Source organism: Variovorax sp. VNK109 (assembly GCF_049445855.1).
Lineage (GTDB): Bacteria > Pseudomonadota > Gammaproteobacteria > Burkholderiales > Burkholderiaceae_C > JAGOCV01.
Window position 1 is genome coordinate 300653 of record NZ_JBMSDV010000003.1, and the last position, 24363, is coordinate 325015.

Below are 24363 nucleotides of genomic sequence, written 5' to 3' on the forward strand. Positions count from 1 at the left end.
ATCGATGAAAGGTTGATTTTCATCATGGGAATCCGCGACACCGACCGCACTCTCCCGTCCAACCGGATGGTATTTGAATTGCGCCGCGACGCCGAGAAATATGCAGCGTTCAAGCAGGATCTCGAAGCCTCGATGGCCGCGTTCGGCCTCACCGAGCCCGAACGCAACGCCTGGCGCACCGTCGACCTGCCCGCGCTGGCGAAGCTGGGCGTGCACCCTTACTTCCTGCCGCAGATCTCGCGCCTGGTGAAAGGCGGTGACTACAACCACAACGACAGCGACGCCGCGCGGCTGTATGCCGAGAAGATGGGCATCGCCAAGAGTTCGGGCGCCTGATGGACTGGAGCATCTGGGCCTTCGCCTACGCCACCGGCAAGCTGCCCTACGACTTCCTGAGCGGCTCGCCGGTGGCGAGCAACCGCGGCCTCGTGCCCGTGCCGATGATCGTGTCGCTGCTCAAGTCCACAGAGGGCGAGCTGGTCCTCGTGGACACCGGCTTCGGCACGGGCAAATCGATGACGGGCCGGGGCTTCGAAGATTTCGTGCGCAGCGACGAACTGATCGCCCGCTTCGGCTTCGACGCGAAGGACATCCGCAAGCTCGTGCTCACGCACATGCACTTCGACCATGCGGGCAACCTCGACGCATTCCCGAATGCGCGCATCTACCTGCAACGTTACGAGTACGACGCGTGGAAGCAGGTGATCGCCGAGTTCGGCGGCACGCCCCAGTCCAAGGATCACTGGGCCTTCTCGTCGCTCAACGTGAATGACTTCGACGCACTCGAGCGGGCCATCGCGCAAGGCCGCGTGGAGTTCCTCGATGGCGACGCGGAGATCGCGCCGGGCGTGACGTGCCGGCTTGCGAAAGATACGCACACCTTCGGCAGCCAATGGCTCGAAGTCACCACGCACCGCGGGCCGTACGCGCTGGCGGGCGACTGCTGCTACACCTTCCACAACCTCGAGCGCATGTGGCCGCCCGGCTACACGCAGGGCAACACCTGGAACATGATCCGCGAGTTCCAGAAGATGAAGGCAGTGGCGGGCGATGACCTCAAGCGCCTCGTGCCCGGCCACGACATCCAGCTCTTCACGCGTTATCCGAGCGCGGCCTGGAAGGGCAATTCATATATCGAGGTGGCGCTGGCCTCCGGCCAGAAATCGCTGCTTTCACGCTACGCAGACGCACCGGCCATGACCGCTGCGAACGCGCTGGCACCCGCACCCGCTGCCGCGGCACCCGCAATTTAAGGAAACAGGAGAAGCCGCCGCCATGGCCAAACTCATCGCATCGCTCGGCATTGCCCACGCTCCCGGCGTGACAGGCTGGATCGACAAGAGCCCCCAGCACGAGCAGGACGCCGTGCTTGCCGGCTATGAGGAATTCCGCAAGCGCATGGACGCGCTCAAGCCGGACGTGGTGATCGGCGTCGCGAACGATCACCTGCTCAACTTCCCGATGGACAACCTGCCCGATTTCTGCGTGGGCATCGGTGACGAATGGGCGGGTCCGGCCCCGTGGTTCCGCGGCTGGCTCAACGTGCCTGACTATGAAATCAAGGGCGACCGCGCCCTGGGCCGCGCACTCGTGCGCGAGTCGGCGAAGGCCGGCATCAACCACGCGTTCGCCGAGAAGCTGCTGTTCGACGACAACTGGTCGGTGCCGCTCAAGTTCCTGTTCCCGAAGTACGACGTGCGCTTCGTGCCGATCCACATGAACCCGATCGTGCCGCCGGTGCCGACGGCCGAACGCTGCCTGCAGGTCGGCGCGCAGATCGCGAAGATCATTGAAGCCATGCCCGGTGACGACCGCGTGGTGCTGATGGGCACGGGCGGCCTCTCGCACGACCCGGGCGGCCCGGACTACTTCACCGTGCACGAGGAATTCGACCGCTGGTTCATGGAGCTGCTGGAAAGCGGCGATACCGAACGCGTGAAGCGGGAAGTGACGTTCGAGAAATTCCTCACCGGCGGTGACGGCGGCGCGGCCGAACTGCTGGCGTGGATCGTCGCCATGGGCGCGGCGGCCGAGCTGGGCAAGCCCAAGGCCGAGAGCGTGTTCTACGTGCCCTCCGTACCGATGCGCTGCGGCATGGGCGGCTCGTTCTGGGACCTCTCATGACGCGCCTGCACACGCCCGACACGGAGCTGCCGTCGACGCTCGAAGAAAAGCTCGCGGCGAAAGGCTGCGCCGTGGTCGTCATCGACATGCAGAACGACTTCTGCGCGCCCGGCGGCTACATCGACCAGGTGATGGGCAAGTCGGTGGGCGCGGCCTCGGGTGTCGTCGCGCCGGTGGCCGCGCTGCTCGAATCCGCGCGCGGCGCAGGCGTGCCGGTGGTCTGGGTCTATGCCGATTACTCGCACGACAAGGTGCCCGATTCGATGCGTGTGAAGCTCAAGGCGCGCGGCATCACGGCCGAGTGCTGCAAGCCCGGCACCTGGGGCGCGGGCTGGTTCGGCGTGGAGCCGAAGCCTGGCGAAGCGCTGGTGGCCAAGCACACCTACAGCGGCTTCGCACGCACCACGCTCGCCGACACGCTCGCGAAGCTGGATGTGCGCACGCTCGTGTTCGCCGGCGTGCAGACGCAGGTCTGCGTCGAGTCCACCGTGCGCGACGCGCACTCCGAGGGTTACTTCTGCGTGGTCCCGCAGGACGCCGTGGCATCGCACACGCCGCCGCTGCACGAGGCCACGCTCAACAACGTCCGGTTCCTTTTCGGTGACGTCTGCAACGTCGCCGACGTCACCCATGCCTGGGGCGCCGTGCCGCCCCGTGCCTGATCCATCGACACAACGAAAGACAAACATGCTTCCCAACAGAGTCAACACCGAAGCGGTGAAGAAAAGCATCGGCGAGTACGCCGACACGGTCTCCTATGAAGAGCGCGGCAAGATCTACGAGGAGCTGATCGGTTTCCTGCCCCCGCGCATCGAGGCGCGACTGTCCGTCACCGGCGCGCTCGACCCCAGGATGGTCGACCTGCAGGAGCAGATGCGCACGCACGGCATGTACCCCAAGAGCTTCGACGTGAAGACGGCGCAGCTCATGCTGTTCGGCATGCTGCTCATGGACGCGTCCGACGCCGCCGTGCTGCATGCCATCGCCGCGCGCCGGGCCGGTGCGACCTGGCAGGAGATGCAGGACACGGTGAACCTGTGCTTCCTGTTCCGCGGTCTTTCCGCCGCGAACCGTGGCGCCGAGATCATGGCCAACATCGCCGCCCGCGAACTGCAGGAGCAGGCCAAGTCGAACGGAGCCGCCAAGGAATGAGCGCGCGCGAGATCCTTCATTTCATCAACGGCCAGTACGTGCCGTCGGCGAGCGGCAAGCTGTTCGATGACCGCAGTCCGGTGGACAACCGCGTGATCGCACGCGTGCACGAGGCCGGCCGACCCGAGGTGGATGCCGCCGTGGCTGCGGCGCGCGCTGCGCTGTCCGGCCCGTGGGGCCGCATGCCGGTGGCCGAGCGCGCCGCCATGCTCTATGCGGTGGCCGACGGCATCAACCGCCGCTTCAAGGACTTCCTCGACGCCGAGGTGGCCGACACCGGCAAGCCCGTGTCGCTCGCTTCGCACCTCGATATCCCGCGTGGCGCGGCGAACTTCAAGATCTTCGCCGACACGGTGAAGAACGTCGCCACGGAATTCTTCGAGATGCCCACGCCCGATGGCGCGGGGGCCATCAACTACGCCATCCGCGTGCCCAAGGGCGTGGTGGCGGTGGTCTGCCCCTGGAACCTGCCGCTGCTGCTGATGACCTGGAAGGTCGGCCCGGCGCTGGCCTGCGGCAACGCCGTCGTCGTGAAGCCCTCCGAAGAAAGCCCGGCCACGGCCGCGCTGCTTGGCGAAGTGATGAACGAAGTCGGCGTGCCGCCCGGCGTCTACAACGTGGTTCACGGCTTCGGCCCGGACTCGGCGGGTGAGTTCCTCACCACGCATCCGGATGTCGATGCCATCACCTTCACCGGCGAGACGCGCACGGGCTCGGCCATCCTGCGTGCCGCAGCCAGCGACATCAAGGCCTCGTCGATGGAACTCGGCGGCAAGAATCCCGCCATCGTGTTTGCCGATGCGGACATGAACGTTGCGCTCGAAGCGACTGCACGCTCGGTGTTCGCCAACTGCGGGCAGGTCTGTCTGGGCACGGAGCGCGTCTATGTCGAGCGCCCGATCTTCGACGAATTCGTGAAGCGCCTGGGCGATGCCGCGCGCATCATGAAGCCCGGCCGCCCCGAAGCGGAAGACACGAAGATCGGCCCGCTGATCTCGCTGGAGCATCGCGAGAAGGTGCTGTCGTACTACGAGCTCGCCCGCCAGGAAGGTGCAACCGTGGTGGCCGGCGGCGGCGTGCCCGACATGCCCGATGACCTGAAGCAAGGCGCGTGGGTGCAACCCACCGTGTGGACCGGCCTGCCGGAAACCAGCCGCGTGGTGCGCGAGGAAATCTTCGGCCCCTGCTGCCACGTCACGCCCTTCGACACGGAAGAGGAGGTGATCCGCCTGGCCAACGACACGCCCTACGGCCTGGCCGCAGCGGTGCACACCACCAACCTGTCGCGCGCGCACCGCGTGGGCGCGAAGCTCGACGTGGGCATCTGCTGGGTGAACTCCTGGTTCCTGCGCGACCTGCGCACACCCTTCGGCGGCACCAAGCATTCGGGCATCGGCCGCGAGGGCGGCGTGCATTCGCTGGAGTTCTACACCGAGCTGCGCAACGTGTGCATCAAGCTCTGACGGCAACCAACCCACCAATCAACGACAAGAGACAAGCATGAGCCTTTCCAGGGAAAAGATCGAAGCCCTCGGCCTGAAACTGCACCAGGCGCTGGAGAACCGCGCTGCCGTCGACCCGCTCATCGTCGAGCATCCGGAGCTGTCCATCGCCGACGCCTACGCGGTGCAACTCGCGATGGTGTCGCACCGCATCGCGGCAGGCCAGCGTGTGGTGGGCAAGAAGATCGGCGTCACCAGCAAGGTGGTGATGGACATGCTCAAGGTGAACCAGCCGGACTTCGGCCACCTTCTGTCGGGCATGTCGCATGCCGACGGCGCGGCGATTTCCGCCTCGCAGTTCATCTCGCCGCGCGCCGAGGGTGAGATCGCCTTCGTGATGGCCCGCGACGTGATGGGCCCGGGCCTGACCAACGCCGAGGTGCTGCAAGCCGTGTCGCACGTGATGCCCTGCTTCGAAATCGTCGACTCTCGCATCCGCGACTGGAAGATCTCCATCGGCGACACCATCGCCGACAACGGATCGGCCGGCGCCTTCGTGCTGGGCGACCGCATGGCCGCGCCGGCCGATGTGGACCTGCGCAACATCGGCATGGTGCTCGAGAAGAACGGCGAAGTCATCGGCACCGGCGCGGGTGCGGCGGCCATGGGCCATCCGCTCACCTGCCTGACCTGGCTGGCCAACACGCTGGGCGCATTCGGCATTCCGCTCAAGGCAGGCGAAGTCATCCTCTCGGGCTCGCTCTCGATCATGTTCCCGGTGAAAGCCGGCGACAGCATCTCGATGACGCTCGGCGGCCTCGGCAGCTGCCGCGCACGCTTCACCGAATGACGCAGCAGAAGAACAACACATGAACGCATTGAAACCCTCCATTGCCCAGGCCGAGATCGAACGCCTCGCCGCATTCCTGCATGACGCCGAGACCGGCATCAGGGAAGTCGAGAAGATCACCGACGAATTGCCCGCACTCACGCACGATGACGCGTATGCGATCCAGAACGCCATTCTCGAGCGCAAGCTGAAGGCCGGAGCGCGCCTGGCGGGCCGCAAGATGGGCCTCACCTCACCCGCGAAGATGAAGCAGATGGGTGTGGAAGATCCCATCCACGGCTTCCTCACGGCGGACGGCTGCGTGGCCGACGGTGCGGTCGTGCAGATGGCAGGCCTCATCCATCCGAAGGTGGAGGCGGAGATCGCCTTCACCACCACGCGTGAACTCGCGGGACCGGACTGCAGCGCGGCCACGGCGATGGCCGCCATCGGTCATGTTTCTGCTGCCATCGAGGTGATCGATTCGCGCTACCGAAATTTCCGCTTCGACCTGGTCAGCGTGATTGCCGACAACACGTCGGCCGCGCGCTATGTGATCGGCGCCGACGCGGTCCGCCCTGACGGTCTCGACCTGCGCACGCTGGGCGTGGTGCTCGAGAAGAACGGCGACGTGCTCGCCACCGGCGCGGGCGCGGCGGTTCTCGGCCACCCGGCAGCCAGCCTCGCGGCACTGGTGAACATGCTCGCTGCACAGGGCAAGACTTTGCCGTCGGGCACGCTGGTGATGACCGGCGGCGTGACGGAAGCATTTGCGGTGCAGCCCGGTGACAGCGTGCGTGTCACCGTGCAGGGGGTGGGCAGCGCAGCGATGCGTTTTGCCTGAACAACTTTATCAACGGAGGTTCCAATCATGAAACGTCGTGTCCTCGGTCAGTCGATTGTCAAACTCGTCGGCGCCGGCCTGTTGCTGGCCCACTTCGGCGCGCATGCGCAGCAGCCGCCGCTGAAGATCGGTGTCATCACCGAAATGTCGGGTGCATTCGCCGACTACGGCCGCCAGGTCAAGTCGGCCATCGACCTCTACCTCAAGGAAAAGGGCGACACCGTTGCCGGCCGCAAGGTCGAAGTGCTGTACCGCGACACCACCGGCCCGAACCCCGAGGTGGCACGCCGCCACGCTCAGGAACTGATCGTGCGCGACAAGGTGGACTTCATCGTCGGCTTCGGCCTCTCGCCCAATGCGATGGGCGCCGCACCCGTGGTCACCGAAGCGAAGAAGCCGATGATCATCATGAACGCGGCGGCCACGTCGTCCATCGTCACGCGTTCGCCGTACATCGTGCGCATGTCGTTCACGCTGCCGCAGGTCACCGCGCCGCTGGCCGAATGGGCCGCGAAGAACGGTATCAAGAACGTCTACACCATCGTGTCGGACTACGGCCCCGGCCTGGATGCGGAGAAGGCCTTCGTGAAAGCATTCGAGGCCAATGGCGGCAAGATCGCCGGCAGCGTGCGTGCGCCGCTGGCCAATCCGGAGTTCGGCCCGTACCTGTTGCGCGCGCGTGACGCGAAGCCCGACGCGATCTTCGCCTTCGTGCCCTCGGGCGACATCGGTGTGCAGTTCATCAAGACCTACGCGGAGCGCGGCCTCGAGAAGGACGGCATCAAGCTGATCACCACCGGTGACTTGACCGACGATGTGTTCCTCGAATCCATCGGCGACGCGTCGCTCGGCCTCATCACCAGCCACCACTATTCGATGGTGCACGACTCGCCGGAGAACAAGGCCTTTGTCGACGCCTACAAGAAGGCCTACGGTGCGAATGCGCGTACCAACTTCTACATGGTCGGCAGCTGGGACGGCATGGGTGCGATCTACGAAGTCGCCCGGCGCCTGAACGGCAACATCGACGGCGACAAGGCCGTGGAAATCCTCAAGTCGCTGAAGATCCAGAGCCCGCGCGGTCCGATCGCCTTCGACGAGAACCGCGATGTCGTGCAGAACGTCTACATCCGCCGCGTCGAGAAGAAGGACGGCAAGCTCTACAACGTCGAGTTCGCCACCATTCCGGCCGTCAAGGACCCCGGCAAGTAAGCCGCAGCGGTCAACAGGGGAGAAGAAATGCTGGGTTTTGCGGGCGTGCTGATCGACGGGATGTCGTACGGCGCGTTGCTGTTCCTCATGGCCATCGGCCTCTCGGTCACGCTGGGGCTGATGGGTTTCGTGAACCTGTCGCACACCGCGCTGGCGATGGTGGGCGGCTATTTCATGGTGATGCTGTCGCAGAAGGCGGGCCTGCCGTTCGTGCCCGCCGTCCTCATCGCCGTCGTGCTGGCCACCGTGCTCGGTGTCGCGCTGGAGCGGGGCGTCTACCGCCTCGCCTACCGGCGCGATGCGCTGGTGCAGGTGCTGCTCACCATCGGCGTGATGCTGATGGTGTCGGCCAGCATGATCTATTTCTTCGGCCCCTCGCTGCAGATGGTGGAGATTCCCGACGCCCTGCGCGGCCGCATGAGCCTCGGTCCGCTCGATGTCTCGCGCTACCGGCTGATGCTGCTCGTCGTGAGCGTGATCCTGCTGATCGTGCTGACCATCGGCTTCGAGCGCACGCGCTTCGGCACCATGGTGCGCGCGGCGGTGGACAACCAGCGCGTGGCCGCTGCCCTCGGCATCCCGATCCAGGTGGTCTTCATGGCCACGTTCGCCATCGGTACGGCGCTGGCCGCGCTCGGCGGTGCGCTGGGCGTGGAGGCGCTGGGGCTCGATCCGGCCTTCGCGATGAAGCATCTGATCATGGCGCTCATGGTCGTGGTGGTGGGCGGCGCGGGTTCCATCGGCGGCACCTTCATTGCCGCCATGGTGCTCGCGGTATTCGACATCGCCTGCAAATACTACGTGCCGGCCATCGGCTCGTTCGCCATGTACGGGCTCATGCTCGTCTTCCTGCTGATCCGTCCGCAAGGCCTGCGCCGCGCCGGAGGTGCCAAATGAACGAACTCGGGAAAGACCCCCGGCTCGACCCCTTCCACCAGCGCTGGCGCTGGTCCGAGGGCATCATCTGGGCGCTGATCGTGCTCGTGTGGTTTGCTTTTCCGGACCGGCTCGCGCTGGGCACGCAGGTGCTGGTGGCGGCGCTCTTCGCGCTCTCGCTGGACATCGCGCTCGGCTACGCGGGCATCGTCACGCTGGGCCACGCGGCCTTCCTCGGCCTGGGCGCGTACGTCGCCGGCTGGCTCGGCAAGTACGGCTGGACGGAGCCGGTGAGCGGCGCGCTCGTCGCAGTGCTCGCCGCATCGTTGATGGGTCTGCTGACGGCGCGTGTCGTCGCTGCGGGCACGCACCTGTCGGGCCTGATGGTGACCATGGGCCTGGGCCTGCTTCTCTACGAAGCCGCGAACAAGGCCACCGAATACACCGGCGGCGTGGACGGCATGCAGGGTGTGACGATTGCGCCGGTGCTCGGCCTGTTCCGCTTCGATTTCGCCTCGAAGACGGCGTACATCTACACCGCAGTCTGGCTGCTCATCGCGGTGCTCGTGGCGCGCCGCCTGGTCGGCAGCCCGTTCGGCCTGACCCTGCGCGCGGTCCGCCAGAACCCGAAGCGCACGGCGTCGCTGGGCGTGAACAACAGCCGCGCGCTGACGGTCTCCTACACCGTGTCGGCGGGTATCGCGGGGCTTGCAGGTGCGGTGCTCACACAGGGCACGCAGTATGTGGCGCTGGACGTGCTGGCCTTCCATCGCAGCGCCGACGTGATGACCATGCTGGTGATCGGCGGCGCGGGTTACCTGTATGGCGGACCGCTCGGTGCGGCGCTGTTCATCGTGCTGCAGGACACGCTCTCGGGCATCAACCCGGTGTACTGGCAGTTCTGGCTGGGCCTGGCGCTGGTGCTGGTGATGCTCTTCATGCCCGATGGTCTGCTGGGTACCTCGTCGCGGCTGAAGGCGCTGTGGCGTCGTCGCAGCGGTGCGGCAGCGAAGAAGGAAAGCGTGAAGAAAGAAGGAGCGGGCCATGCTTGAAGTCAGCCAGCTCTCCAAGAACTTCGGCGCGCTCGCGGCCACACAGTCGGTGAGCCTGAAGCTCGCACCCGGCGCCCGCCACGCGCTCATCGGCCCGAACGGCGCGGGCAAGACGACGCTGATCAACCTGCTCACCGGCAACCTGCGGCCGGATGCGGGCAGCATCACGCTCGCGGGCGAAGACATGGTGCCGCTCAAGGCGCACCAGCGCGCGCGTGCGGGCCTGGCGCGCACGTACCAGATCAACTCGTTGTTCCTCGAGTTCACGCCGCTGGAGTCGGTGGCCGTGGCCATTGCGCAGCGTGAAGGCCAGGCCTTCCGGCTGTTCGGGTTCCGCAAGTTCGGAGCGGCGGCGGGGGAAGAAGCCGCTGCACTGCTCGAAGCCGTGGGCCTGGGCAGCCATCTGCACGACCGTGTGTCGCTGATGCCGTACGGCCAGCAGCGCTTGCTGGAGGTGGCGCTCGCGCTCGCCGGCAAGCCCAAGGTGCTGTTGCTCGACGAGCCCGCCGCGGGCGTGTCCAACGAAGCGAGCCGCCGTCTCTTCGACGTGATCGAGAAGCTGCCGGCCGATCTCGCGATCCTGCTGATCGAGCACGACATGCGGCTCGTCTTCCGCTTTGCGCATCGCATCTCGGTGTTGGTGGGCGGCGCGGTGCTGACGGAGGGGCTCCCATCGGAGATCGCCGCCGACCCGCGTGTGCGCGAGGTCTACCTGGGGAGCCGTCATGCTGCTTGAAGTCGACCATCTCGTGGCTGGACATGGGGAAGCGATCGCGCTGCACGATATTTCGGTGACGCTGCCCGAGGGCGAAAGCCTCGCAGTGCTTGGGCGCAACGGCGCGGGCAAGACCACGCTGCTCGAAACGCTGATGGGCCTGACCACCGTGCATGGCCGCAGCATCCGCTTCGCAGGTGAGGACATCACGTCGCTCTCGCCGGTGCGCCGTGCGCGGCGCGGGCTCGGCTGGGTGCCGCAGGAGCGCGAGGTGTTCCCGTCGCTCACCGTGGCGCAGAACCTCACCGTCGTGCACCGGCCCGGTCCCTGGGACCTGGCCAAAGTGCTGCAGCTGTTTCCACGCCTGGGTGAGCGCGCTGCCAACATGGGCAACCAGCTGTCCGGTGGCGAGCAGCAGATGCTGGCGATCGGCCGCGCGCTGATGACGAATCCGCGCCTGCTCCTGCTGGACGAGCCGATGGAAGGGCTCGCCCCGATCATCGTGGAAGAGCTGTCCGCTGCCATCACCGCGATGGTGCGGGAGTCGGGCCTGTCGGCCATTGTGGTGGAGCAGCATCCGGTGGTGGCGCTGTCGATGAGCACACGCGCACTGGTGCTGGAGCAGGGGCGCGCCGTACACGAAGCCGCGAGCGATGTGCTCGCCAGCGACCATGCAGCGCTCGACCGCTACCTCGGCGTCGGCATCGAGGGCACGGAGGCCGCATGAGCGATTCCGCGCGCGACATCTTCGCCGGCACCATCGCCGAGATGACCTGGTACGAGGTCGAGAAGGCGGCGAAGGAAGGCGCGGTGCTGCTGTGGGCGTTCGGCGTGATCGAGCAGCACGGCCCGCACCTGCCGACGGGCACCGACGTGTACCTGCCGTCCTCGCGGCTGCGCGATGTGAAGGCCGAGCTCGCGCAACGCGGCATCCAGGCGCTGATCGTGCCGCCGTACTACTGGGGCGTGAATGTGGTGTCGGGCGCGTTCCCGGCGTCGTACCGCGTGCGCCCGCAGATCATGCGCGAACTCGTCGCCGACGTGTTCTGCAGCCTCGAGACCGACGGCTTCAGCCGCGTGTTCTGCTTCTCGGGTCACGGCGATGCGCTGCACAACCGCACCATCTGGGAAGCGATCGGCCTGGGCCGCGAACGCACGGAGATGGACATCGGCTTCGTGATCGAGGACGCGCTGGCTGCACGGCTCGGCTTCTCGCGGGACGACCCGCGCGTCGCGCTGCATCCCGAGGCCTCGGTGGAAGACGCACCGTTCCGCTTCATGCAGATCGACAGTTCATCGCCATCGGCGGCCATCGACGGCGCCAAGCGCTATGTCGACGTGCATGCCGGCTGCTGGGAGACGTCGATGATGATGGTTGCCCATCCGGAACTCGTGCGCGAGGAGCTGCGCGTCGGTCTCAAGTCCACCGACTACGGTCCCGACGATCTCGCCGAATGGCGCCATGGCTTCGAGCGCGCAAGGAAGAAAACCCCGCTGGGCTATTTCGGCGATCCGGCTGCCGCAACGCGCGACGAGGGCTTGCTTTCCGCCGCCATTGCCGCGACCCGCGCAGCGGACGCCATCGAGGCACGCATCGCAAAGCCAACGCGATGAAAACCTGTTGAAGGAAAACCCATGCCCATCGCACATGTTTCCATCATGGAAGGCCACGACGACCAGAAGAAGGCCGACATCATCGCCGCCGTCACCGAGGCGTTGCACCAGAGCATGGGCGCGCCGCACGAGGTGATCCGCGTGCTCATCAACGAAGTGCCGCGCACCCAGTGGGGCATCGGCGGCAAGACGGCATTCGCGCTCGGCAAACACTGAGCCCGCACCTGGTGCACGACAGAAAATCCAAGGAGACTCGATTGACTGAAGGAAAGATCAAGGCCGCGATCATCGGCTCGGGCAACATCGGAACCGACCTGATGATCAAGATCATGCGCCACGGCGCCAACATCGAAATGGGCGCGATGGTCGGCATCGACCCGGCATCGGACGGCCTTGCGCGTGCCGACCGTCTCGGCGTGCCCACCACGCCGGGCGGGCTCGAGGGCCTGCTCGCCATGCCCGGCTTCAAGGACATCCGCATCGCGTTCGACGCGACGTCGGCCGGTGCGCACAGGAAGCACGACGAGGTGCTGCGCCAGCACGGCATCCGCCTGGTGGACCTGACGCCCGCGGCGCTCGGGCCCTTCGTGGTGCCGGTGGTGAACCTGGACGAACACCTCGCGGCGCCCAACCTCAACATGGTCACGTGCGGCGGGCAGGCCACCATCCCGATGGTGGCGGCAGTGTCGAAGGTGGCGAAGGTGCATTACGGCGAGATCGTCGCGAGCATCTCGAGCAAATCGGCAGGGCCCGGCACGCGCGCCAACATCGACGAATTCACCGAGACGACGTCGAAGGCCATCGAAACCGTGGGCGGCGCGACGCGCGGCAAGGCCATCATCGTGCTGAACCCGGCAGAGCCGCCGCTCATCATGCGCGACACGGTGTTCGTGCTGTCCGAGATGGCCGACACCGCCGCCATCGAGAAGAGCATCGAGGACATGGTGGCCCGCGTGCAGAAGTACGTGCCGGGCTACCGCCTCAAGCAGAAGGTGCAGTTCGACGTGGTGCCGGCGGACCAGCCGCTCAACGTGCCGGGCGTGGGCCGCATGTCGGGCCTCAAGACGTCCGTCTTCCTCGAAGTGGAGGGCGCTGCGCATTACCTGCCTGCGTACGCCGGCAATCTGGACATCATGACCTCGGCTGCGCTGGCCTGCGCCGAGCGCATTGCCGCGACGATGCGTGCCGAAGCGGCCGTGGCCTGAAGGGAGACACACACATGACCACGAACCTCAAGGACCGCAAGCTCTACATCTCCGACGTGACGCTGCGCGATGGCAGCCACGCGATCCGCCACCAGTACTCGGTGCAGAACGCCATCGACATCGCGAAGGCGCTGGACGAGGCCAGGGTCGACTCCATCGAAGTCGCCCACGGCGACGGCCTGGCCGGCTCGTCCTTCAACTACGGATTCGGTGCCCACACCGATCTCGAATGGATCGAAGCCGTTGCCTCCACCGTCAAGCACGCCAAGGTCGCCACGCTGCTGCTGCCCGGCATCGGCACCGTCCATGACCTGAAAGCCGCCTACGACGCCGGCGCCCGCATCGTGCGCGTGGCCACCCACTGCACCGAGGCCGACGTCTCGCGCCAGCACATCGAGGCCGCCCGCAACCTGGGCATGGACACCGTCGGCTTCCTGATGATGAGCCACATGACCACGCCGCAGAACTTGGCCCAGCAGGCCAGGCTCATGGAAAGCTACGGTGCGACCTGCATCTACGTGGTCGATTCCGGTGGTGCTTTGGGCATGAACGACGTGCGCGACCGCTTCCGCGCCTTCAAGGACGTCCTGAAGCCCGAGACGCACACCGGCATGCACGCCCACCACAACCTGAGCCTGGGCGTGGCCAACTCGATCGTGGCGGCCGAAGAGGGCTGCGACCGCATCGACGCGAGCCTGGCCGGCATGGGCGCGGGCGCGGGCAACGCGCCGCTGGAAGTCTTCATCGCCGCCGCCGAGCGCCAGGGCTGGAAGCATGGCTGCGACCTGTACAAGCTGATGGACGCGGCCGACGACATCGTGCGGCCCCTGCAGGACCGGCCGGTGCGCGTGGACCGCGAGACGCTGGCGCTGGGCTATGCAGGCGTGTACTCCAGCTTCCTGCGCCACTCGGAAGCGGCCGCTGCCCGCTACAACATCAAGACGGTGGACATCCTCGTCGAACTGGGCAAGCGCCGCATGGTCGGCGGCCAGGAGGACATGATCGTCGACGTCGCGCTCGACCTGCTCAAGAAGCAGGGCGCAGTGGCGTGATTCCTGCACGCAGAGTTTCCTTTTCCAACCTCAACCTTCGACTGGAGTATTCGCCATGAATGGATTCCCCCGCAAGATGCTCGGTGGCCTGCTGGCCGCCGCTGCACTCGCCACCCCACCTGCCGCGTTTGCACAGGACACCATCAAGATCGGCTTCATCGGCGAGATGTCCGGCCCGTTCGCGGAATTCGGCCGCCAGATGCAGACCGGCATCCGCACCTTCCAGAAGCAGCACGGCGAAACCGTCGCGGGCAAGAAGATCGAGGTGATCTACAAGGACGCCGGCGGCCCGAACCCCGAACTCGCCAAGCGCCACGCGCAGGAACTCGTGCTGCGCGACAAGGTGAGCGTACTCACCGGCTTCGGCTTCACGCCCAATGCCGCAGCCGTCGCGCCCATCGCAACCGAAGCCAAGGTGCCGATGGTGGTGATGAACGCTGCCGCCGGTGGGCTGACGGCGCGCTCGCCCTACATGGCGCGCGTGTCGTTCTCGTTCCCCGACGTGGTGCCGCCGATGGCCGACTGGGCCGTGCGCCAGGGCTACAAGAAGGCCTTCGTGCTGGTGGCCGACTACGCGCCGGGTCACGACGTCGAAACCTCGTTCCTCGCGGCCTACAAGAAGGCCGGCGGCGAGATCGTCGGCAACGTGCGCGTGCCCATGACCACCACCGAGTTCGCCCCGTACCTGCAGCGTGTGAAGGACCTCAAGCCCGATGTGCTCTTCGCCTACGTGAATGCGGGCGATGTGGCCCCGGCCTTCATCAAGGAATTCCGCACGCGCGGCCTGCCCGAAGCCGGCATCAAGCTCATCGGCACCGGCGACATCACCTACGAAGCCAGCCTCAAGGCCATGGGCGACTACGCGCTCGACACCGTGACCGTGTACCCGTACTCGGCCGCGCACAAGTCCGACATGAACGCGCGCTTCGTCAAGGACTTCATGGACATCAGCCCGCAGAAGGAACTGCCCACCGTCATGGGCCTGTCCGCCTATGACGCGATGGCTGTGATCTACGAAGCGATCAAGAAGACCGGCGGCAAGACCGACGGCGACGCCATCATCGGTGCGCTCAAGGGCCTGCAGATCGACAGCCCGCGTGGCCCGCTGGGCATCAGCGCCACCACGCGCGATGTCGTGCAGAACCACTACATCCGCCGTGTGCAACGCGTGAACGGCGAACTCCAGAACGTGGAGTTCGAGACAATCAAGCCTGCGAACTGATCCAGGCTTTCCAGGAGATCCACAGATGCCCAAGATCCTCGTCCAGAGCGACAAGGCCCCGGTGACCGGCTTCACCGACAAGAGCAAACCCTCGCCGCTGGCGCAGGCCATCCGCGCCGGCGACATGCTGTACGTGTCGGGCCAGGGTCCGCTGGACCCGGCCACGCGTGAGGTGGTGAGCGACGACATCGCCATGCAGACGCGCCAGACGCTGCTCAACCTCACGGCGGTGCTGGCCGCTGGCGGTGCGTCGCTGTCGCAGGTGGTCAACATGCGCGTGTGCCTGCGCGACACGGCGGACTTTCCCGCGTTCAACGAAGCCTTCCGCGACTTCATGGACGGCGAGAAGGTCACTCGCACCTGCACCGGCGGCACGCCGCACCGCAAGGGCGTGAAGGTCGAGATCGACTGCGTTGCCTACCTGGGATGAACGAGATGGCCGACCAGAAAGCCTCCGGACGCAAGATCCCCGACTACACGATGCCCATCGTCGCCCTGCAGGACCGCGTGCAGCACCTGTCGAGCAGCGGCAATTACGTGAGCGTGCTCTGGCAGCAGCCGGAGTCGCTCGTGTTCGTGGCGCGCGGGCGCACCTACCGCAGCGAGTTCCACATCAACCCCAGCGACGAGGTCATGTACCAGATCAAGGGTGAGATGCGGCTGCACTACCGCACGCCCGAAGGCAAGGAAGAGATCGCGGTGATCCCCGAAGGCTCGGCCATCCACACGCCTGCGGGCATCCCGCATTCACCGCGCTTTGCGGCCGACGCGTACGCGCTCATCCTCGAGCGCGAGCGCCGGCCCGGCGAGATCGACATCTTCCAGTGGTTCTGCCCCGAGTGCGACAACCTGCTGCACGAGGAGCATTACGGCGTCGGCGACTACGGCACCGACCCGGTGGCGCAGGCCTACCGCAATTTCTTCTACAACGAAGACCACCGCACCTGCAAGAAGTGCGGTCACGTCATGCCCAATGCGCTGGCCGAAGCGGAAGCGCAGGCGGGCAAGACGCTCGGCTCGAACGACTGATGCGTCGATGAGCGCCTTGACCATCGCGATCGGTGATGCCATCGTCACCCGCGTCGAGGATTCCCAGGGCCTGGGCTTCATGCCGGGCGAGATGCTCGCCAACTACCAGCCCGGCCAGTGGGAGGCCGAGCGCGACTGGCTGGTGCCGGCCTTCTACGACCCGCAAGCCGACAGGCTGCGCACCAGCATCCATTCGTGGCTGGTGCGGACGCCACACCACACGGTGCTGATCGACGCCTGCATCGGCAACCACAAGCGCCGGCCGAGCATCGAACGCTTCAACATGCGCAACGAGCCGTGGATCGAGCGGCTGGCTGCGGCCGGTGCCAGCCCCGACGACATCGATTTCGTGATGTGCACGCACCTGCATGCCGACCACGTCGGCTGGAATACCCACCTGGTCGACGGGCGCTGGGTGCCCACGTTCCCGAACGCGAAATACCTGTTCACGCAAGCCGAGTTCGACCGCTGGGACGACCGGCGCGCCGATTACGTGGCGCGGCCGTTGAACCAATACGTGTTCGCGGACAGCATCCTGCCTGTCGTCGAGTCCGGCCAGATGGTGCTGGTGGACGACGGCCACACGGTGGACAACCTGCTGACCGTCGAAGCAGCCTATGGCCACTCGGCGGGGCACGTGAAGATCCGCCTCAAGTCGCGTGGCGAGCAGGGCATGTTCGCCGGGGACACGATCCACCACCCCTTGCAACTGCCGTTCCCGCATCTGCGTTCGGTTTTCGACGAGGACCCGGACAAGGCGCTGCAGGTGCGCCTTGCGATGCTCGAAGACTGTGTGGAGACGGGCGCGCTGTTGATGCCCACGCACTTTGCCGCACCGCATTGCTGCCATGTCGAGCGGCAGAAGCCGCCTGCCGGCGTCGGCGCAGGCCCGGTGTCATACCGTGGCCGCTGGCACGGCTACGCCGGCTGATTCAGAACCCGGCTGCGCAGCCATCCTTGCGCGGGTCCGATGCGCCGGCCCAGCCATCGCCGACGCGCCACAGCAACTGGGCGCCACCGAACTCGGGTGCGCCGGGCGGGCTCATGGGGGCCACATCGTGCCCCATGGCCGCGAGCGCAGTCGCCACTTCTGGTGGCACGCCGCTTTCCAGCTTGATGCGTCCGTCTTCCTCGGCAATGCGCCAGCGCGGCGCATCGACGGCCGATTGCGGGTTCCGTCCGCCGTCGATCATGTGGCTGATGACCTGCAACTGGCCCTGCGGCTGCATGTCCGCACCGACGACGCCGAGTGCGCCGAGGGGCTTGCCGCCCTGCATCAGCATCGCCGGAATGATGGTGTGGAAAGTGCGCTTGCCCCCGGCCACGAAGTTGGAATGCGATGGATCGAGCGAGAAGCCGCTGCCGCGGTTGAGCAGGCTCACGCCGACCTCGGGCACCACCACGCCGGAACCGAAGCCCTGGAAGTTGGATTGGATGAACGAGACGACGTGGCCCATTGCATCGGCCGTGGCCAGGTACACGGTGTTGCCGCCTGGCAGCGTTCTCGGCTGCCAGGCTTGCGCCCGGTTCGGGTCCAGCGTCTTCGCGCGGCTTGCCAGGTAGCCCGCATCGATCAGGTCCGCGGGTGCGAGCGGCATCAGGTCCGGCTGCGTGACCCAGCGGTACGCGTCGGCGAAGCCGATCTTCATCGCTTCGATCTGCAGATGCATGCGCGTGGCCAGCGGTACATCGGGACCGAGGTCGAAGTGCGACAGCACACCGAGTGCGATCTGCACCGCCACACCCTGGCCATTGGGGGGCAGCTCCAGTACATCGACGCCGCGGTAGGCGAGCGTGAGGGGCTCCACCCAGTCGGAAGTGTGTGCGGCGAGGTCTTCCTTCGTCAGCGCGCCGCCGTGCTTCGCGGCGTGCGCGGCGATGGCGTCGGCGATCTCGCCTTCGTAGAAGGCTCGGCCTTCCGTCTCGGCGATGCGCCTGAGCGTGCGAGCCATTGCCGGAAAGCTCATGCGCTCGCCCGCCTTCGGCGGCGCGCCGCCGGGCAGGAAGGTTTCTGCAAAGCCTGGCTGGTCCTTGAGCCGCGGCGCCAGCGTCGCCCATTGGCGCGCGACGATGGGCGAGACGGTGAAGCCCTGCTCCGCGTAGCGGATTGCAGGTGCAAAAAGCGTGGCAAGCGGCAGCGTGCCGAAGCGCTTCCACAATGTGATCCACGCGTCGACCGCACCCGGCACGGTGACCGAATCCCAGCCTTCGGTGGGCATGCGGTCGCGGCCCGCGAAGCGTTCGGGCGTCCAGGCGAGCGGCGAGCGGCCCGACGCATTGAGCGCGTGCATCCTCTGGCCGTCCCACACCTGCGCGAAAGCATCGCTGCCCAGCCCGTTCATCACCGGCTCGACGACGGTGAGCGCAGCAGCGGTGGCGATGGCGGCGTCGATGGCGTTGCCGCCCTGCGCCAGCATGGACACGCCGGCCTGCGCGGCGAGCGGCTGTGAGGTGGCGACGATGTTGTCCGCCAGCACCGGCATACGCTGCGAACGGAAGGGGAAGCTCCAGTCCATGAATCTCTCTCGATGTCTCTTGGTTCAGGTTACGGCGTCGCGTTGGAACACGGTTCGACCACCCACGATGGTCATGTCGGCCGACAGCGCGCGCAGCGCATCTGCGGGCATGGTGAGTGGATTGTCCGGCAGCACGGCGAGGTCGGCCAGCTTGCCAGGCTCGAGCGTGCCGCGCAGCGCTTCGTCGCCGCACAGGTACGCGCCGTTGACGGTCGCGCAGCGCAGCGCTTCTTCGCGCGACACGCGTTGCGCGGCATTGATGACCTGACCGGTCGCGCGATCGATGCGCTCGGTGGCATGCCATACGCAGGGCCACAGTGACACCGGCACGTTGTCGGTGGCGAGCACCGTCGGCACCTTGCGCTCGAGCAGCGAGGCGATCGGGCAGATTTCGTTCTCGCGTTCAGGGCCGATGCGTTTGAGAAGGCTGCTCGCGCTGCGCCAGATGTAGGCGTTGGTGAGCGTGGTCACGCAGATGCCGTTGGCCGCGAGGCCGTCGAGCTGCGATGCGTCGAGCGTGGCCGGGTGCGCGACAGTCCAGCGCAAGTTGTCGATGGGCGCCTCCCGCGCGACGTCGATGAACATGTCGACCATGTTCGTCTGGATCGCGCAGACGCGAAGGCCTTCGCGCGCAGCGGCCACCAGCAGCGCGCGCAGTTCAGCCAGCGGCAGGCCCGCGTCGTAGTTGAAGCCGGCCCAGCCGGTCTGCGGTGCGCACAGCGCACGCAGGCGTGTCTCTTCGGCATCGACGAGCGGTTCGGCGTAGATGCCTTGCAGGTGCAGCCAGTCGTCGTTGCCGGCTGCGTCGGGTTGAAGCGCGCGTGTTTCGCGTGCGACCCATTGCTGCACATCGGCCACGCTTGCGCCGCTGAAGCCGGGGCTCATCACCAGATGCCCGCGCATCGTGGCGCGGCCTGCATCACGGACACGGCGCCAGGCTTCGAGCGTTTCACCTGCGACACCGTGGCCTTCGAACACGCCGGTGGTGCCGAACGCGTTGTACGCGCGCATCGATGCTTCGAGTGTGCGCAGCCGGTCGTCGGCCGTGAAATGCGGCGCAGCGCGGAACAGCGTGAATTCGGCCAGCGGCTGGAAAGTGTTTTCGAAGAAGCGGCCCGTGGGCTCACCGCTGCCATCGGTTTCGATGACGAGCTTGGGTGACGGCGAGGCGGTGCCGCGTTGCACGCCCGCCGCGCGGAGCGCTGCCGTGTTGGCGATCGAGACGGTGGGCATCACGCCGGGCCAGTAGCCCCACGCGCAGCGGATCAGCAGCGGATGGTCCTTCGTCACCGCGTCGAGGTCGTTCCGGTCCGGCAGGCGGCCTTCCTCGAACATCGTCGGCGACACCGCGAACTCGGGCGGGCTGCCCAGTGGCATGGTGACGATCCACCGGCCGACGGGCGTGTCGGCCGCCACCTTGCGCAGGCGCTCGACGAGCTCGCGGATCGACTTGCAACCCGCGAGTGACGGCAGCAGGCCTTTGAGGCCTTCGCGGTCCAGATGCGCATGGCCGTCGATCAGCCCTGGCATCACGGTGCGGCCCGCAAGCTCGGTGATTTCCGTTTGCGGACCCGCGAGCGCGGACAAGTCTGCACTGCTGCCGACGGCGAGGATGCGGTCGCCCTTGAGTGCGATGGCGTCGGCCGTGCGGCCCGCGCCATCGAGCGTGAGGATGTGGCCGCCTCTCAGCAGGCGGTCGGCTGTTGTCGTGTCGCTCACTCGTCAGTTGTGCTTTCGCGTTCTGTGCTTTCTCTTGGCTTATTCGGGCTTGATGCCCGCGTCCTGCGTGATGCGCGTGTACTTGGCGACGTCTTCCTTCAGGACACGGCCGAATTCTGCAGCACTGGAGGGCGTGACCTCGATGTACGAATCGGTGATGCGTTTGGCGACGTCCGGATCGGCCAGGGCGGCGCGCATGGCCTGGTTGATACGCTCGACGATGGGCGCGGGCGTGGCGGGCGGCGCCATCACGCCATGCCAGCCCTGCAGCACGAAGCCGGGCAATGTCTCGGCGATCACCGGAAGTTCGGGCAGCGGGTTGCCGCGCCTGGGCGCGGTGAGTGCGATGGGGCGCACGCGGCCGGCCTTCACCTGTGGCAGCGCTGTGTTGAACAGGTCGATCATCACGTTCACCTGACCGCCCATCAGGTCGTTGAGCGCAGGTGCGTTGCCCTTGTACTGGACATGCGTGAAGTCGGCCTTGGTTGCCGACTTGAACCATTCGCAGCCGAAGCCGGGCAGGCCGCCACCGGATGCGCAGTTGACGCCGCCTTTCTTCGCCGCCTCGATGATTTCGGGCACGGTCTTCGCGGGGAAGTTCGGGTTGGTCAACAGGATGTAGGACTGCGAGGTCATCTGGATGACAGGCGCGAGTTCCTTGATCGGGTCCACCATGTTCCTGAAGAGCAGGGTGTTGGTGACGACGTTGGGCACGACATAAAGAATGGTGTAGCCGTCCGGCGCGGCCTTGGCGACGAAGTCGTGCCCGATGTTGCTGTTGGCGCCGGCCCGGTTGTCGATGATGACTGGCTGGCCCAGGTTTTCCTGCAGCTTGGGTTGCATCGCGCGCGCGATGATGTCGGCAGGCCCACCGGCCGTGAAGGGCACGATCCAGCGGATGGGTTTGGTGGGGAACGCCTGCGCTGTGGCATGCAAGGGTGCGCAGATGGCGACAACCGCGGCGATTGGAGCCGCGAATCTGGCAAGCGATTTGAACGTTGGCATGGGATGGACCTTTCTGGAGGAGTTGGATCAGGTGGCGCCGGCGACGTGCCGGCCTTCCTTGAAATGCGTTGCGACCAGTTGCTGGTAGTCGTGCACAAGTGGCAGGAATCGTGCCACTCCATGCTCGTGAGCGCGTAGCTGCGACATCAGTTCGCGCGCGGTCGCGGGCTCATCGATGCCGGTGACCTTTCCTTCGTCAAAGATCACGCGGCCGTCGATGACGAGTGTCTTCGTACACGCCGCAGTGGCGCGCACATGCAGCACTGTGGGGATCGTTGCAAGTGATGTGCCCTGTCCTTCACGATCGAGGTCGAGCAGCAGCAGGTCCGCAGGCATTCCTTCCGCGACCTGGCCACCGTGCACGCAACCGCAAGCCGCCGCCCCGATACGCGTGGCCGCGTCGAGGAACGTCTCGCGCGGAATCCTCTCTTCGAAGCCGAGTGCCGCGTGAAGGAGTCGTATGAGACGAACTTCCCGCAACAGGTCATCGTCGTCATCGAGCGCCAGCGCATCCATGCCGACAGCGAATTTCACGCCGGAACTGTGCATGTCCTGCACGGGCGCAATGCCCGAACGCAGGCGCAGGTTGGAACTCGTGTTGACGGACACGATCGTGCCGATGCGGCCAGCATCTCGCATTCGTCGCGGCGCAACCAGGTGCCATGGGCGAGCGTGAGCCGTTCACCCAGCAGTCCGAGCGAATGCAGGTGCCCGACGGGCGAACGCGCGAATGCAGCATCTGCCCACTCGCGCTGGTACCGGGATTCGAGGAAGTGCATGTGCACACGGCGGCCCGACGCACGCGATGCGTTCGCGATGCCTTCGATCAGTGCATCGCTGCACCATTCGAGACCGACAGGTCCGTACTGCACCTGGAACAAGGGACCTTCGCATTCGCGGGCGATCTGTTCCACCAGTGCCAGCTGCTCCGTGACGGGTGCGGATGGCTTGAGCAATTGCGCGCGTATGGCATCTGCATCGGCGGGACGCAGCCCGGCCAGTGCCGACGTTGCGGCCGAATAACCCTGTCGCGTGCCGTCGCGCAGCGGCACGACGAAAGCGACACGGATGCCGACGTCGTCGGCAGCCCTGCGCACTGCGCGCGCTTCGCGCAGCAGCGATTGGATGTCATTGGAAAGATGACAGTGGACCGTGCTGCCGATGCCGCTTCGCACCATGCGCGCGAAAGCCGATGCGGCAACGAGATACGGATCCACGGGCGGAAGCGCATAGGTTGCCGGCACCCATGCCTCCACTGCGGTGTCGAGTGCGCCGTAGTCGAGCGTTCGCAAGCCACGTCCGTGGTCATGCGCATTGGCGAGCGGGGACATGATCAGGGTCCGCTCCGGGTTCGCTCCGGACGTATCGGCATCCTCCTGGATCGACAGGATGCCGTCCGCGGAAAAGCGCACCCTGGCGTTTGCCAGGGTGCGCTCGGACGCGCTGCTGGGCAGGAGGTAGCCAGCCCGCAGCAGGCCTTGGGACAGACCGTGTTTACTTGAAGCCAAGGCGAAGGTCGCCGCGCTTGATTTCGGCCGGGTGCACCACGACGACCTTGCCGCCCTGCATCTGCAACATCGGCGGTTTGAGCGAACTGATCTGGCCGGTCGGACCGAATTTGATCGGACCCCAGAACGTCATCACGTCCAGCGATGCGATGGCGTCGCGTACTTTGGCCTTGTCGACGGAACCGGCTTTCTCGATGCCCAGCTGGAGCACCACGCCGCATGCGGCAGAGCCAGCGGCGGGGTAGCCGGGGTATTCGTTGTGCTTGGCCTGGTACAGCTGCGCGAAGCGATCGGGCGTTCCGAAGATGTCCTTGCCCTGGTAACCCGCGGCAGCGTCCCACCATGCGAATGTCGTCACACCGTCGACCAGGTCGGCACTGACGGCATTGCGGAAGTTGACTTCGGCAGCCCCGACGACCATCGTCAGCAGCTTGCCGCTCACGCCCTGTTCGGCCATCTGCTTGCGGGCGAGGATGAGGTCGTTGGTGTAACCCGCGAAGAAGATCCAGTCCGGATTCGTGCTGCGGAGTTTGGTGAACGCGGCACTGTAGTCCACGGTACCGATCGCGAATTTTTCGTAGTACACGACATCCATACCGCGTGCCTTGGCAGACTTCTGCAGTTCGTCGGAAATCGCGGTGGGGAAGAGGTCGTTGCGCGAGAGGATGGCAACCTTCTTCACCGTGGGATGCTGCTTCGTGATGAGTTCAACCACCGGGTCCGTCAGCGTGTGGTTGGGCGAGTAGACGCCGAACAGGTACTTGAAGCCCTGGTCGTACACCTGTTCGGACGCTGCATTGGGCGCGATCAGGGGCACGCCGTATTTTTCGGTGATGGCACTGACCGCTTTGGTAGCGCCCGAGCCGAAGGGCGCGAACAGGAAGTCCACCTTGTCCTGTGTGATCAGGCGCTCGGCCGATTGCACGGCGCGTGGCGTATTGGACTGGTAGTCCACGTAGACCATCTCCACCTTGTAGGTGTCGCCGCCGGCCTTGATGCCGCCGGCAGCGTTCACCGTGTCGGCCCACATCTGGTATCCGTTGCGCTGGTGGTTGCCCTCGGGCGAAAGCGGGCCTGTCAGAGGGAGGGCTGCCCCGACCTTGATGGTTTTTTCTGCGGCGTGGGCCGGCATGACCAGCGACATGGCAACGAGGCCTGCCGAGACAGCCAGTGCAATCAGTTTCTTCAGTTTCCCGTGCATGGTGAGGTTCCTGGGGTGAGAGGTTGAACGAGGGAGGACAGGGATC

27 protein-coding genes are annotated in these 24363 nt (G+C 66.1%); 21 read left to right on the forward strand and 6 right to left on the reverse strand.

Annotation, left to right across the window (positions count from 1 at the left end; all coding sequences use genetic code 11):
* The first annotated feature begins 24 nt into the window (after positions 1 to 24).
* Genes ACO2Q9_RS12515 through ACO2Q9_RS12615 form a run of 21 tightly spaced genes read left to right on the forward strand, consistent with a single transcriptional unit; the run spans position 25 to position 17299 of the window.
* Entirely contained in the window at positions 25 to 336 is a 312-nt protein-coding gene (locus ACO2Q9_RS12515) for a hypothetical protein (protein ID WP_423311804.1), read from the forward strand.
* Positions 336 to 1253: an N-acyl homoserine lactonase family protein gene (locus ACO2Q9_RS12520; RefSeq protein ID WP_423311806.1), complete on the forward strand. Its 918-nt coding sequence runs from the start codon at positions 336 to 338 to the stop codon at positions 1251 to 1253. The genes ACO2Q9_RS12515 and ACO2Q9_RS12520 overlap by 1 nt, the downstream gene beginning before the upstream one ends.
* A gap of 22 nt (positions 1254 to 1275) precedes the next feature.
* On the forward strand, positions 1276 to 2124 hold the full coding sequence (locus ACO2Q9_RS12525; RefSeq protein WP_423311808.1) for a hypothetical protein: 849 nt from the start codon (positions 1276 to 1278) through the stop codon (positions 2122 to 2124).
* Positions 2121 to 2786: a cysteine hydrolase family protein gene (locus tag ACO2Q9_RS12530; RefSeq protein ID WP_423311810.1), complete on the forward strand. Its 666-nt coding sequence runs from the start codon at positions 2121 to 2123 to the stop codon at positions 2784 to 2786. Before ACO2Q9_RS12525 ends, ACO2Q9_RS12530 begins: the two co-directional genes overlap by 4 nt.
* Before the next feature lie 25 nt (positions 2787 to 2811).
* On the forward strand, positions 2812 to 3276 hold the full coding sequence (locus tag ACO2Q9_RS12535; RefSeq protein ID WP_423311812.1) for a carboxymuconolactone decarboxylase family protein: 465 nt from the start codon (positions 2812 to 2814) through the stop codon (positions 3274 to 3276).
* Positions 3273 to 4739 carry a 2-hydroxymuconic semialdehyde dehydrogenase gene (locus ACO2Q9_RS12540; protein ID WP_423311814.1) on the forward strand — a complete coding sequence of 489 codons (1467 nt, stop codon included), beginning with the start codon at positions 3273 to 3275 and terminating at the stop codon, positions 4737 to 4739. The genes ACO2Q9_RS12535 and ACO2Q9_RS12540 overlap by 4 nt, the downstream gene beginning before the upstream one ends.
* 37 nt (positions 4740 to 4776) lie before the next feature.
* Entirely contained in the window at positions 4777 to 5568 is a 792-nt protein-coding gene (locus ACO2Q9_RS12545) for a fumarylacetoacetate hydrolase family protein (RefSeq protein ID WP_423311816.1), read from the forward strand.
* Positions 5569 to 5587: 19 nt separating this feature from the next.
* Positions 5588 to 6391 carry a 2-oxo-3-hexenedioate decarboxylase gene (gene dmpH / locus ACO2Q9_RS12550; RefSeq protein WP_423311818.1) on the forward strand — a complete coding sequence of 268 codons (804 nt, stop codon included), beginning with the start codon at positions 5588 to 5590 and terminating at the stop codon, positions 6389 to 6391.
* 27 nt (positions 6392 to 6418) lie between these two features.
* Positions 6419 to 7603 carry an ABC transporter substrate-binding protein gene (locus ACO2Q9_RS12555; RefSeq protein WP_423311820.1) on the forward strand — a complete coding sequence of 395 codons (1185 nt, stop codon included), beginning with the start codon at positions 6419 to 6421 and terminating at the stop codon, positions 7601 to 7603.
* Positions 7604 to 7630: 27 nt separating this feature from the next.
* Positions 7631 to 8500, forward strand: a complete 870-nt coding sequence (locus tag ACO2Q9_RS12560; RefSeq protein WP_423311822.1) for a branched-chain amino acid ABC transporter permease — start codon at positions 7631 to 7633, stop codon at positions 8498 to 8500.
* Positions 8497 to 9531: a branched-chain amino acid ABC transporter permease gene (locus ACO2Q9_RS12565; protein ID WP_423311824.1), complete on the forward strand. Its 1035-nt coding sequence runs from the start codon at positions 8497 to 8499 to the stop codon at positions 9529 to 9531. Before ACO2Q9_RS12560 ends, ACO2Q9_RS12565 begins: the two co-directional genes overlap by 4 nt.
* Positions 9524 to 10267 (forward strand): ABC transporter ATP-binding protein, encoded by a 744-nt coding sequence (locus ACO2Q9_RS12570; protein WP_423311826.1) that lies wholly within the window; start codon positions 9524 to 9526, stop codon positions 10265 to 10267. The genes ACO2Q9_RS12565 and ACO2Q9_RS12570 overlap by 8 nt, the downstream gene beginning before the upstream one ends.
* On the forward strand, positions 10257 to 10973 hold the full coding sequence (locus tag ACO2Q9_RS12575) for an ABC transporter ATP-binding protein (protein WP_423311830.1): 717 nt from the start codon (positions 10257 to 10259) through the stop codon (positions 10971 to 10973). Before ACO2Q9_RS12570 ends, ACO2Q9_RS12575 begins: the two co-directional genes overlap by 11 nt.
* A complete protein-coding gene (locus tag ACO2Q9_RS12580) occupies positions 10970 to 11860 on the forward strand; it encodes a creatininase family protein (protein ID WP_423311832.1) in 891 nt (296 codons plus the stop codon). The genes ACO2Q9_RS12575 and ACO2Q9_RS12580 overlap by 4 nt, the downstream gene beginning before the upstream one ends.
* Positions 11861 to 11881: 21 nt before the next feature.
* Positions 11882 to 12076 carry a tautomerase family protein gene (locus ACO2Q9_RS12585; RefSeq protein ID WP_423311834.1) on the forward strand — a complete coding sequence of 65 codons (195 nt, stop codon included), beginning with the start codon at positions 11882 to 11884 and terminating at the stop codon, positions 12074 to 12076.
* Between the two features lie 41 nt (positions 12077 to 12117).
* Positions 12118 to 13065 (forward strand): acetaldehyde dehydrogenase (acetylating), encoded by a 948-nt coding sequence (locus tag ACO2Q9_RS12590; protein WP_423311836.1) that lies wholly within the window; start codon positions 12118 to 12120, stop codon positions 13063 to 13065.
* Between the two features lie 14 nt (positions 13066 to 13079).
* On the forward strand, positions 13080 to 14117 hold the full coding sequence (dmpG, locus tag ACO2Q9_RS12595; protein WP_423311838.1) for a 4-hydroxy-2-oxovalerate aldolase: 1038 nt from the start codon (positions 13080 to 13082) through the stop codon (positions 14115 to 14117).
* 55 nt (positions 14118 to 14172) lie between these two features.
* A complete protein-coding gene (locus tag ACO2Q9_RS12600; RefSeq protein ID WP_423311840.1) occupies positions 14173 to 15339 on the forward strand; it encodes an ABC transporter substrate-binding protein in 1167 nt (388 codons plus the stop codon).
* A 25-nt stretch (positions 15340 to 15364) separates the two neighbouring features.
* Positions 15365 to 15769 carry a RidA family protein gene (locus tag ACO2Q9_RS12605; RefSeq protein ID WP_423311842.1) on the forward strand — a complete coding sequence of 135 codons (405 nt, stop codon included), beginning with the start codon at positions 15365 to 15367 and terminating at the stop codon, positions 15767 to 15769.
* Entirely contained in the window at positions 15766 to 16368 is a 603-nt protein-coding gene (locus ACO2Q9_RS12610) for a 3-hydroxyanthranilate 3,4-dioxygenase (protein ID WP_423311844.1), read from the forward strand. Before ACO2Q9_RS12605 ends, ACO2Q9_RS12610 begins: the two co-directional genes overlap by 4 nt.
* Before the next feature lie 7 nt (positions 16369 to 16375).
* Positions 16376 to 17299 carry an MBL fold metallo-hydrolase gene (locus ACO2Q9_RS12615; protein ID WP_423311846.1) on the forward strand — a complete coding sequence of 308 codons (924 nt, stop codon included), beginning with the start codon at positions 16376 to 16378 and terminating at the stop codon, positions 17297 to 17299.
* Position 17300: 1 nt separating this feature from the next.
* Here ACO2Q9_RS12615 and ACO2Q9_RS12620 read toward each other — a convergent pair whose 3' ends face one another.
* From ACO2Q9_RS12620 to ACO2Q9_RS12645, 6 genes are read right to left on the reverse strand one after another with little or no spacing between them, the layout of a single operon-like run.
* Entirely contained in the window at positions 17301 to 18884 is a 1584-nt protein-coding gene (locus tag ACO2Q9_RS12620; RefSeq protein WP_423311850.1) for a gamma-glutamyltransferase family protein, read from the reverse strand.
* Between the two features lie 24 nt (positions 18885 to 18908).
* Positions 18909 to 20603, reverse strand: a complete 1695-nt coding sequence (locus ACO2Q9_RS12625) for an amidohydrolase (RefSeq protein WP_423311852.1) — start codon at positions 20601 to 20603, stop codon at positions 18909 to 18911.
* Positions 20604 to 20642: 39 nt separating this feature from the next.
* The gene (locus tag ACO2Q9_RS12630; protein ID WP_423311854.1) at positions 20643 to 21608 is read right to left on the reverse strand and encodes a Bug family tripartite tricarboxylate transporter substrate binding protein; all 966 of its coding nucleotides are present in this window, start codon (positions 21606 to 21608) and stop codon (positions 20643 to 20645) included.
* A gap of 27 nt (positions 21609 to 21635) precedes the next feature.
* Positions 21636 to 22247, reverse strand: coding sequence for an amidohydrolase family protein (locus ACO2Q9_RS12635; RefSeq protein WP_423311856.1), 612 nt, complete (start codon positions 22245 to 22247; stop codon positions 21636 to 21638).
* Positions 22139 to 23116, reverse strand: a complete 978-nt coding sequence (locus ACO2Q9_RS12640; protein WP_423311858.1) for an amidohydrolase family protein — start codon at positions 23114 to 23116, stop codon at positions 22139 to 22141. Before ACO2Q9_RS12640 ends, ACO2Q9_RS12635 begins: the two co-directional genes overlap by 109 nt.
* Positions 23103 to 24317: an amino acid ABC transporter substrate-binding protein gene (locus ACO2Q9_RS12645; RefSeq protein WP_423311860.1), complete on the reverse strand. Its 1215-nt coding sequence runs from the start codon at positions 24315 to 24317 to the stop codon at positions 23103 to 23105. Before ACO2Q9_RS12645 ends, ACO2Q9_RS12640 begins: the two co-directional genes overlap by 14 nt.
* Positions 24318 to 24363 lie beyond the last annotated feature (46 nt).

Excerpts from the sequence above, each read along its gene's own strand:
- dmpH (WP_423311818.1), top strand. The coding sequence starts at position 5,588 with ATGAACGCATTGAAACCCTCCATTGCCCAGGCCGAGATCGAACGCCTC.
- ACO2Q9_RS12515 (WP_423311804.1), top strand. The coding sequence starts at position 25 with ATGGGAATCCGCGACACCGACCGCACTCTCCCGTCCAACCGGATGGTA.
- ACO2Q9_RS12545 (WP_423311816.1), top strand. The coding sequence starts at position 4,777 with ATGAGCCTTTCCAGGGAAAAGATCGAAGCCCTCGGCCTGAAACTGCAC.
- ACO2Q9_RS12605 (WP_423311842.1), top strand. The coding sequence starts at position 15,365 with ATGCCCAAGATCCTCGTCCAGAGCGACAAGGCCCCGGTGACCGGCTTC.
- ACO2Q9_RS12575 (WP_423311830.1), top strand. The coding sequence starts at position 10,257 with ATGCTGCTTGAAGTCGACCATCTCGTGGCTGGACATGGGGAAGCGATC.
- ACO2Q9_RS12525 (WP_423311808.1), top strand. The coding sequence starts at position 1,276 with ATGGCCAAACTCATCGCATCGCTCGGCATTGCCCACGCTCCCGGCGTG.
- ACO2Q9_RS12555 (WP_423311820.1), top strand. The coding sequence starts at position 6,419 with ATGAAACGTCGTGTCCTCGGTCAGTCGATTGTCAAACTCGTCGGCGCC.
- ACO2Q9_RS12620 (WP_423311850.1), bottom strand. The coding sequence starts at position 18,884 with ATGGACTGGAGCTTCCCCTTCCGTTCGCAGCGTATGCCGGTGCTGGCG.
- ACO2Q9_RS12630 (WP_423311854.1), bottom strand. The coding sequence starts at position 21,608 with ATGCCAACGTTCAAATCGCTTGCCAGATTCGCGGCTCCAATCGCCGCG.
- ACO2Q9_RS12560 (WP_423311822.1), top strand. The coding sequence starts at position 7,631 with ATGCTGGGTTTTGCGGGCGTGCTGATCGACGGGATGTCGTACGGCGCG.
- ACO2Q9_RS12530 (WP_423311810.1), top strand. The coding sequence starts at position 2,121 with ATGACGCGCCTGCACACGCCCGACACGGAGCTGCCGTCGACGCTCGAA.
- ACO2Q9_RS12615 (WP_423311846.1), top strand. The coding sequence starts at position 16,376 with ATGAGCGCCTTGACCATCGCGATCGGTGATGCCATCGTCACCCGCGTC.
- ACO2Q9_RS12585 (WP_423311834.1), top strand. The coding sequence starts at position 11,882 with ATGCCCATCGCACATGTTTCCATCATGGAAGGCCACGACGACCAGAAG.
- ACO2Q9_RS12570 (WP_423311826.1), top strand. The coding sequence starts at position 9,524 with ATGCTTGAAGTCAGCCAGCTCTCCAAGAACTTCGGCGCGCTCGCGGCC.
- ACO2Q9_RS12610 (WP_423311844.1), top strand. The coding sequence starts at position 15,766 with ATGAACGAGATGGCCGACCAGAAAGCCTCCGGACGCAAGATCCCCGAC.
- dmpG (WP_423311838.1), top strand. The coding sequence starts at position 13,080 with ATGACCACGAACCTCAAGGACCGCAAGCTCTACATCTCCGACGTGACG.
- ACO2Q9_RS12635 (WP_423311856.1), bottom strand. The coding sequence starts at position 22,247 with ATGCGAGATGCTGGCCGCATCGGCACGATCGTGTCCGTCAACACGAGT.
- ACO2Q9_RS12565 (WP_423311824.1), top strand. The coding sequence starts at position 8,497 with ATGAACGAACTCGGGAAAGACCCCCGGCTCGACCCCTTCCACCAGCGC.
- ACO2Q9_RS12520 (WP_423311806.1), top strand. The coding sequence starts at position 336 with ATGGACTGGAGCATCTGGGCCTTCGCCTACGCCACCGGCAAGCTGCCC.
- ACO2Q9_RS12580 (WP_423311832.1), top strand. The coding sequence starts at position 10,970 with ATGAGCGATTCCGCGCGCGACATCTTCGCCGGCACCATCGCCGAGATG.
- ACO2Q9_RS12645 (WP_423311860.1), bottom strand. The coding sequence starts at position 24,317 with ATGCACGGGAAACTGAAGAAACTGATTGCACTGGCTGTCTCGGCAGGC.
- ACO2Q9_RS12600 (WP_423311840.1), top strand. The coding sequence starts at position 14,173 with ATGAATGGATTCCCCCGCAAGATGCTCGGTGGCCTGCTGGCCGCCGCT.
- ACO2Q9_RS12540 (WP_423311814.1), top strand. The coding sequence starts at position 3,273 with ATGAGCGCGCGCGAGATCCTTCATTTCATCAACGGCCAGTACGTGCCG.
- ACO2Q9_RS12535 (WP_423311812.1), top strand. The coding sequence starts at position 2,812 with ATGCTTCCCAACAGAGTCAACACCGAAGCGGTGAAGAAAAGCATCGGC.